The 7,002-nt window shown below is 40.9% G+C and carries 4 protein-coding genes; all 4 read right to left on the bottom strand.

The genetic code is table 11. The annotated features are described in order from the left end of the window. A partial coding sequence (locus HEM79_RS11650) for a tetratricopeptide repeat protein (protein ID WP_183082702.1) occupies positions 1-987 on the bottom strand: 987 nt, incomplete at its 3' end. Positions 988-1,099: 112 nt separating this feature from the next. After that, a complete protein-coding gene (gene bcsB, locus HEM79_RS11645) occupies positions 1,100-3,394 on the bottom strand; it encodes a cellulose biosynthesis cyclic di-GMP-binding regulatory protein BcsB (RefSeq protein WP_176240933.1) in 2,295 nt (764 codons plus the stop codon). A 59-nt stretch (positions 3,395-3,453) separates the two neighbouring features. After that, positions 3,454-5,598, bottom strand: a complete 2,145-nt coding sequence (gene bcsA / locus HEM79_RS11640) for a UDP-forming cellulose synthase catalytic subunit (protein ID WP_309491259.1) — start codon at positions 5,596-5,598, stop codon at positions 3,454-3,456. A 60-nt stretch (positions 5,599-5,658) separates the two neighbouring features. After that, the gene (locus tag HEM79_RS11635) at positions 5,659-6,999 is read right to left on the bottom strand and encodes a GGDEF domain-containing protein (protein ID WP_176242832.1); all 1,341 of its coding nucleotides are present in this window, start codon (positions 6,997-6,999) and stop codon (positions 5,659-5,661) included. Positions 7,000-7,002 lie beyond the last annotated feature (3 nt).

The raw sequence follows: 7,002 nt of genomic DNA, 5'->3' as shown, positions 1-7,002 counted from the left end.
GCTGCGCCGCTGGCTGGCAGAAAGCGAGGCAATAAACGCTTCGGCTTTTTCCGGCAACTGCTGGCGATAAAGATTCGCCAGTCCGCGCACGGCGTTGGTGTTGCTGCTGTCCATACGCAAGGTCTGCTGATAATAGCGTTCGGCAGCGGGGTAATCTTTGCGTGCCATCGCCACATCGCCCAGCCCCAGCACTGCATAGCTGTCGGTGTTATCGACATTGCGCGCCTGCTGGAACAGGCGTTCTGCCCGGTCGGGATTATTGGCTTTCAGCGCAGCATCGCCCTGCTGGATCGCCAGCCAGTAGCGATTCACCTTCAGCAGACTGTTCCACTTGTCGTTGTTGCTGCTGTTCGGGTCCAGCGCGAGGGCTTTTTCCAGATTCGCCACCGCATTAGCGCGATCGCCATTCTGGGAATACGCCTGCCCCAGCGCCCCAAATATGGCACCAGAGTCAGGATTATCAATATTAAGTATGTTCAACTGACGAATCGCTTCGTTGCGACGGGAGGCAATTTGCGTCATTGCCCCCCAGTATTCCAGCGCCATTTCGATATCTGGCGGTGCCCCGTTAAATAGCTTGTCGTAACTGTCGATAGCCTCTTTATGTCGCCCGGAGATAGCTTGTAAGCGTGCCATTTGCAGTGCCTGACGCCCCTCAGGCGAAGAAAGTCGCATGGCCGTGCGCGATGCTTTATATATTTTTGAATCAGGAGCGAACAGGGAAAGTCTGGTAAGTTGTTTTTGCGCGCCTTCAATATCCCCCTTACGCAGCAGATAGCGAAAACGCGCCGCAACGACATCTGGATTATCAGGTTCCGCCAATTCAAGACGATAAAGCGACTGTTCGACCAGATCTTCACGGTGAATGTCTTCGCCCAATCGAATCTGCGCCATTAACAGCTTGTGTGCAGTTGGTGTGGCTTTCGCCATCGACATTACCGCCAAACCAAGGGATATTGTGAGTAAATTTAGGGTGAATTTGTACATGCCTGCCTCAATCAGGTGTTAACTCACTTTTTATTAAAAACTGAACGGGCGCAGCTCCCTGCCTGTATAAAGTCAGGACAGAATGGAGCCGCAAAATAGAAATGACGATGAATTACTGTTGATGAGGGTTCAGACGACGGCGACTAATGTTACGTAACAGACGCCATACTACCCACGCCAATAGCACCACACTGAGAGTTGCCAGCACTGCCAGTAGAATGGGGTGTCTGGCTAACACATATTGCACTCGTTCAATCCAGGGGAGATGCCCAACGTAATAAGTATCTCCAACTCGTAAACTATTGACGCCAGATTCACGAATAACCGCGACTGAACCAAAAATATTGCCGCGTTTTGTACTATTAATTAACGCATTGTTGAGTAGCGTATCTCCGCGTGATCCCTCGGACATTAAAGCAATTACGCTACGTTGGGTATGATATGGAGACTGAAAACCAACTATCGCCGCCATTGGCAATGGAGAATTTATAGTTGTTTGTATTTCAGGTTTTTGATCGTCGTTATCTGTCATAATTTTGGCGTAATCAGAGTGCCGTATTGGGCTTTTTACCCAACTTGTTGTTGCCTCAATGAGCAGATTAATTTGCTGATTGTCTGCAAATTCTTGCGGAAGTCTTCCTATTAACAGGATATCTGAATCCTTGTCCTGGACAGAACCTATATCATCAGTAATTGTCAGATTAATTGCCGGAAATCCAGTTTGAGCACCAATCAGTCCAAGGGTATTTAATAATGTTTCAACTTGCGTTGTGCCAGGATTTTCAGGCATAACCACAACCGTTTCTGATAGATCGGCCATGCGGCTAAATGGAAAGCCTGAGCTGGCAAAAGCGCGTAAATCTGGCATTGCGATAAAGTGATGGTACTTTGAAAAATCGATAGTGGAATCATCTGCAATAACCGCATGATTTTTTAGAGGCCGGGAAATAATACAGTTATCGGCATCAGAGCGCGGCATTGTATTAACGTACTCAAAATTAAATCGTAATTGATTAAGCGCCCCTAACGTCAGCGCAGGAATGTTAATTTCATTATTACCATCCAACAATTCTTGCAATAAAGGTAAACGTAACAACAACCTATCAGTAGCAGATTTCGGACTTAGCCGGAAAGATTCAAGGTACTGGTTATTAAGGCTGACATCCATGCGTGAACCACCTATCGTTGGCGTGGTATAACGATAGTTAATCTTCATATCAACCCCACGATTACGCAATAGAAAGAGATCAGGTGGCAAATTAAATGAAACATTAATTGTCGCAGACTCCAGGGCACTTGCCTGTAACTGCCCTTCATAATTTTTAAGCTCTGCGAAAGTTACAGGACGATCAGTGCGTACCCAGTTTGGCGCATCATAAGGTTTACGCGGCAGTAACGGCTTCACGTCATTTACGACCACGCTATCGCCGCGAAATAGTATATTTCCCTGTGCAAGACCTTTTGCCGCCTGTAATAAATCTTTATCATCGCGGCCAAAAAGCACCAGCAATTTGACAAAGGGATTTTGTGGATGACTGATCATTTTAATAACAGGCGCATTCACCAACGGATGCTCGCGCAGAAAGTCTGGGCGTCTATTGTTAGTGGCAAAGACTACTGCATTACTTTCCGGTAACTGGTTATAGAAAACCGGAAATCGGTGACCACGCCAGCCAGATTGCGAACCAAACCACGAAGCGACAATAGCTGATGCCTGCTGCAAACCAGTCCCAGGAGTACCGGCAAAAACCATCGGCAATGTATTAGGGCGGTTATCTCGCGGATCAACGAACGGTACAGGAAGATATGAAAGATCATTTTTCAAATTGAGTCTCTGAACTACCAGTTCAAGTTCACTGGTACGTCCAATATCAAGCCACAAATTGCTGCTGGTCGGGTTTTCGCAGGCGCTCTGGTAGTGACTAATTAATTCGAGGCGCAAGCGATTAAAATCCGAAAAATACAATGGGTTAAGAGTTATTTCCGCCAGCGTTTTCTTCCCCAGTTGTTCTTTGGTAATCGGCAATACCCCCATCAACTCGTCATTAAGATAGACCTTAAGCTGTGACTGGACAGGGATCAGCGACGGTGATGGAGTGTATTCAAGTTTTAGTTTCGCTTCTGACACTATTTCATCGCTACGCATACCAAACTCAATTTGCCCCTGTGGGTTAACTCCATTCAGGACTATGTTTCCTGGCGCTGGTGCGATTTGTGTAAATGGGAGTTTAAAATAGCGAGATGACTCTTTCGCATAAGCAGAGCTATTTTCCTTCTGGATAGCGGGTAATACTCCTCCTGAGGAAGGCTTATGAATTACTGTAGCCGATGCTGTATTTGCCTGGTAAAAACATAATAACCCCAAGCCAATTATTGCAGCACTTAATCTCAAAAATTTTCTTTCCATTTTAAAAGATTCAACAACCATAATAAATAAAAATAATATATTTAATTAGCAATCAGAAATTAGAACTGACTTTTGGAACTGCCTTTCAGTGTCCGGAGAATATAAAAAACCATATTGCAATAACCTTTCAGAGAGATAAAACATATTTCAATAAAACTCTTTAGAATATTGTCTCGTTTAATTTTATCATTCCACTCTTGCCATAGTGAATCACGAGAAAACGTTGCTCTTACATAATTAACATTTTGTTCATGACTCATTGGCATAATCTTCAGACCAATTTTATTATTGTAGGCATGAACTATTTCTACCGGTATATCACACTTTCCGTTACTATCATCCAGATAAAGAGACAACCGCTGTGCTTTAACAATATTTTTTACGTCGGAGATATTATCAAGGATAACGCCTAATCCTCCTTCGGAAAAATCAAGAACAGAACAAGGATAGCTCCGGCCATCTTCCAGTTGTATAACGCCCTTGAAAGAAACATCAATACGGGGAGAAAAACGCACCTGCTTTTGTTCAATAGAAACAGCCAAAGTTGCGCCAATGATAATTGTATTATAAAACAGCCAAATCAAACAAAAAAAATTCAGGATGGCGATATGCCCTTGCAAACTATAAACATTAACAATACCTATTATCAGTCCAATTACATTTAAAATGGCAAAAATAAGATAGGGGTAGGAAATTCGCCAGTCAACAAACTTATTTTTTATCAGCCCTCCTTTGGCCGTAACGTTGAAACGCCCTTTTGCTGGCGCAAGTAAAGCTACAAGCGTTGGTAGCGTAATATACCAGGCCAGAACCATTTCATAAATCTCATTCCAGAATGAATGTCTGTATTTACCTTGTACTCTTGAATTAGTTAAAACAATAACAAATAGATAAGGTAAAACATAAGACATAATATCTGCAACTGATGCATCGATCAGGTTGACCGAAAAGAAAATAGGACATAACGGTGCGAACAAGAAAATCAGTCGTGGCACACCTGATAAAAAATGCATCATGCTGCTGAGATAGCAAAGGCGCTGTGATAATGTCAGCCCCTTGCCCAATAATGGATTGTCAATACGCAAGATTTGAATCATGCCTCGAGCCCATCGAATCCGTTGTCCAATATGAGCAGACAATGTTTCTGTGGCCAGGCCGGCAGCCAGAGGATAGCGAAGATATGCAGAGCTATAACCTGCACGATGCAAGCGTAACGACGTATGCGCATCTTCAGTTACTGTTTCGACTGCAATGCCTCCAACCTCATCCAGAGCAGATCTACGGATGATTGCACATGAACCACAAAAAAATGAAGCATTCCATGTATCCGTACCATTCTGGATTAACCCATAAAAAAGGTGTCCTTCATTTGGCTTTTGCCGAAACTGCCCCAAATTTCGCTCAAAAGGATCGGGGGAAAAAAAATGATGTGGTGTTTGCAACATCGATAATTTTTTATCGGCAATAAACCAGCCCATTGTTTTCTTTAAAAAAGATACTGAGGGTATATGATCGCAATCGAAAATAGCAACAAATTCGCCATTAGCTATTTTAAGCGCATTATTTATATTTCCGGCCTTAGCATGTTCATGTGTTTCTCTTGCGATATAGTAAATTCCTGACTCGTTCGCGAATTTCCTGAACTCGTCCCTGGCGCCATCATCAAGGATCCAGATATGTAATTTATCCTTTGGCCAGTCTAAAGCCAATGCACCATAAACTGTATTCTTCACGACTGTAAAGGGTTCGTTATATGTGGGTATTAATATATCTACGGTGGGCCATTCTTCTTTATTCTCTGGTAAGGGTATACTTTCTCTGTTCAGCGGGAAGCAAACCTGAAAGTAACCAAGTAATAAAACAAACCAGGCATACGTTTCAGCAGCTAATAACGTGACTGAAAATAAGCAGTCTGGAAATTCATTCAGGATGACTGAAGAGGAGTAACGCCACCATAGATATCGGGATGATATGAGTATTCCAACACCCATTAAAATCAGGGAAATCATCCTTCCCTTGAGCAAATTAAGGAAAATGACAGCGATGCAAATAATAATTGAAAATAATGTTTGTTGATAAAATCCAAGTGGTTGCTCAACAATTGATAAAAAGACAAAACATAGCAATATAGCAACAACCAAAAGGATTTTGTTTAATATTTCTTTATTTTTTAAGATCATTGCACTTAACGATTTATTAAAAATATGGCTTGAATAGTGTGATTTTTATAAACATTGATGACCAATGTCATGCAAATTTAAATATCAACACCACGTTATCTGTGCTCTGCCATTTTGCTTACTTTTGTATAACCGTTCATCTGCCAGCAATTTCAACCGTTCAATGTTATTCATGCACTCATCTGTACTGGCAACTCCTATGCTGCAACTACAATTTAACCCACCGATTGCGAAATGAACAACTCTGTGCAAAATTCTTGATAGTTTATTTTTATCTTTCTCATAATAAATAATAGCAAACTCATCACCGCCAAACCGGTATATTTCCCCTTCACGACGGGGTAACTCATCTTTAATAAGGTTAACAAGTTTGATGAGTACTTCATCACCAAACAGATGGCCAAACTTATCATTAATGGTTTTAAATTTATCCACATCAAATAGACACAGGTAGCCAAAATTCTTGCTCAGCATCTTGATTTCCTTATCAAAACTCCGACGACCAGAAGCCCGAGTTAATGCATCACAAGTGCCAAAGTCATATATCTCTCGAATTGCATTAATCTCTTCCGTATTAAAGAATAGATTTTCTCCACGTAAATCATATTGATGATTCGACAATATAGATTCTTTTTCCAATCTACCCTTATTTATAATATTCCGTAGTAATTTAATATAATTAATATACAGTATGACTGCAGATATTGCCGATGCAAAAACAAATAACATACATATATAGAGATATTTACTTTTTTTATAGGCAACAATAAACATCATTTCTGGAAGGTAAGAATACGACAGAGTGATAGCTGACATCTCAAATACAGCATCATTTATCAAAAAATCATCACCTGCGATTTTCTTTTCATTATCATTAATATCATAAAATGAGATATAGATATCTTCTCGTTCCCCTGACTGATTTCTAATCAAAGATAAATAACGTTCAGGATCTACCACTGATATCAAAATTGTTCGTTTGGCAATGGGATGAGCATAATAAATATAGTACTTATCTTTTAAACCAATAACACCTCTCTCAAATTCGTTCATTACCCGAATAGAGGAAACTATGTCGCCACAAAAATCATCCCCTTTCGTTGTAACTTTAATACATTTACCATCGCTAATAATATAAGGACCGAGATCATACAAATATCCAGGATTTTCATAGCCAGCAAAGCTATTGCGTATTTTTTTTACCAATTCTTCTGGGGCAATATCTAGTTCATAAAATATATTATTAGATACTGAGCGGCGATACTCAGAAACATTAGCTATTGCAAGCCCACTATCTACAATAGATACCTTCACCGAATTAATGCGGCCCTTAACATAAATGGTGTATAAATAACAAGTTACTACAGAGACGAACAAAAAATACAAAAAACAGATTACTGCCGCCTTTTTCTTATATTTTAACATTGC

Origin of the sequence: Escherichia sp. 93.0816 (assembly GCF_013368855.2) — a bacterium.
GTDB classification, from domain to species: Bacteria; Pseudomonadota; Gammaproteobacteria; order Enterobacterales; family Enterobacteriaceae; genus Escherichia; species Escherichia ruysiae.
The sequence above is the reverse complement of the archived record's forward strand: the minus strand, read 5'-3'. Positions and strand labels throughout refer to the sequence as shown.